The sequence below is a fragment of the Pantoea sp. S62 genome, assembly GCF_016658625.1.
Classification (GTDB): Bacteria; Pseudomonadota; Gammaproteobacteria; order Enterobacterales; family Enterobacteriaceae; genus Pantoea; species Pantoea vagans.
In genome coordinates, this window is record NZ_JACVVI010000041.1 from 1 (window position 1) to 2,001 (window position 2,001).

At 52.3% G+C, this 2,001-nt stretch carries 2 tRNA genes and 2 rRNA genes; all 4 read left to right on the top strand.

Going from position 1 to position 2,001, the window contains the following annotated elements:
• Window positions 1-503, top strand: a 16S ribosomal RNA gene (locus IBT54_RS24810); the annotation flags it as partial.
• 73 nt (window positions 504-576) lie between these two features.
• Window positions 577-653 (top strand) — tRNA-Ile (locus tag IBT54_RS24815).
• Window positions 654-794: 141 nt separating this feature from the next.
• A tRNA-Ala gene (locus IBT54_RS24820) sits at window positions 795-870 on the top strand.
• 207 nt (window positions 871-1,077) lie between these two features.
• Window positions 1,078-2,001, top strand: a 23S ribosomal RNA gene (locus tag IBT54_RS24825); the annotation flags it as partial.

The window sequence follows — 2,001 nt, forward strand, 5'->3', positions numbered from 1 at the left end:
TGAGACAGGTGCTGCATGGCTGTCGTCAGCTCGTGTTGTGAAATGTTGGGTTAAGTCCCGCAACGAGCGCAACCCTTATCCTTTGTTGCCAGCGATTCGGTCGGGAACTCAAAGGAGACTGCCGGTGATAAACCGGAGGAAGGTGGGGATGACGTCAAGTCATCATGGCCCTTACGAGTAGGGCTACACACGTGCTACAATGGCGCATACAAAGAGAAGCGACCTCGCGAGAGCAAGCGGACCTCACAAAGTGCGTCGTAGTCCGGATCGGAGTCTGCAACTCGACTCCGTGAAGTCGGAATCGCTAGTAATCGTGGATCAGAATGCCACGGTGAATACGTTCCCGGGCCTTGTACACACCGCCCGTCACACCATGGGAGTGGGTTGCAAAAGAAGTAGGTAGCTTAACCTTCGGGAGGGCGCTTACCACTTTGTGATTCATGACTGGGGTGAAGTCGTAACAAGGTAACCGTAGGGGAACCTGCGGTTGGATCACCTCCTTACCTGAAGATACCTTCCCGCGCAGTGTCCACACAGATTGTCTGATAAAAAGTAACGAGCAGAAAAAACCTCTACAGGCTTGTAGCTCAGGTGGTTAGAGCGCACCCCTGATAAGGGTGAGGTCGGTGGTTCAAGTCCACTCAGGCCTACCAGATTTGTCCTCATGCTGCGTTGTGTCGACGGCTCGCATAGTTCACTATGCTTCGCATCGACACGCCTTGCCTGAGAAAAAATCGCATTCTTTACATGAAGAATGTTACTCCTGGTAGTAGTGGTCTCTGCAGTAACTGTATGGGGCTATAGCTCAGCTGGGAGAGCGCCTGCCTTGCACGCAGGAGGTCAGCGGTTCGATCCCGCTTAGCTCCACCATACCGTTCATCTGTTTTTTCTGAATACCTCAGAGCGTACCGGCAACGGTGTGCTGCGAAGTATTATGCTCTTTAACAATCCGGAACAAGCTGAAAATTGAAACGACGTGTCGTTTTCATTCTCCGTAATAAGAATGAAAAATACGATGCGTTCGAGTCTCTCAAATGCTTGCAGTCTGCAGCGTTGAAAAACGCCTGTGGGTTGTGAGGTTAAGCGACTAAGCGTACACGGTGGATGCCCAGGCAGTCAGAGGCGATGAAGGACGTGCTAATCTGCGTAAAGCGACGGTAAGGTGATATGAACCGCTACAGCCGTCGATGTCCGAATGGGGAAACCCGGTGCACTCTGTGCATCATTGCAGCATGAATACATAGTGCTGCAAGGCGAACCGGGGGAACTGAAACATCTAAGTACCCCGAGGAAAAGAAATCAACCGAGATTCCCCCAGTAGCGGCGAGCGAACGGGGAGCAGCCCAGAGCCTGAATCAGCATGTGTGTTAGTGGAAGCGTCTGGAAAGTCGCAGGGTACAGGGTGATACTCCCGTACACAAAAGCACACGTGCTGTGAGCTCGATGAGTAAGGCGGGACACGTGGTATCCTGTCTGAATATGGGGGGACCATCCTCCAAGGCTAAATACTCCTGACTGACCGATAGTGAACCAGTACCGTGAGGGAAAGGCGAAAAGAACCCCGGCGAGGGGAGTGAAACAGAACCTGAAACCGTGTACGTACAAGCAGTGGGAGCCTTCTTTATGGGGGTGACTGCGTACCTTTTGTATAATGGGTCAGCGACTTATATTCTGTAGCAAGGTTAACCGTATAGGGGAGCCGCAGGGAAACCGAGTCTTAACTGGGCGTTAAGTTGCAGGGTATAGACCCGAAACCCGGTGATCTAGCCATGGGCAGGTTGAAGGTTGGGTAACACTAACTGGAGGACCGAACCGACTAATGTTGAAAAATTAGCGGATGACCTGTGGCTGGGGGTGAAAGGCCAATCAAACCGGGAGATAGCTGGTTCTCCCCGAAAGCTATTTAGGTAGCGCCTCGTGAACTCATCTTCGGGGGTAGAGCACTGTTTCGGCTAGGGGGCCATCCCGGCTTACCAACCCGATGCAAACTGCGAATACCGA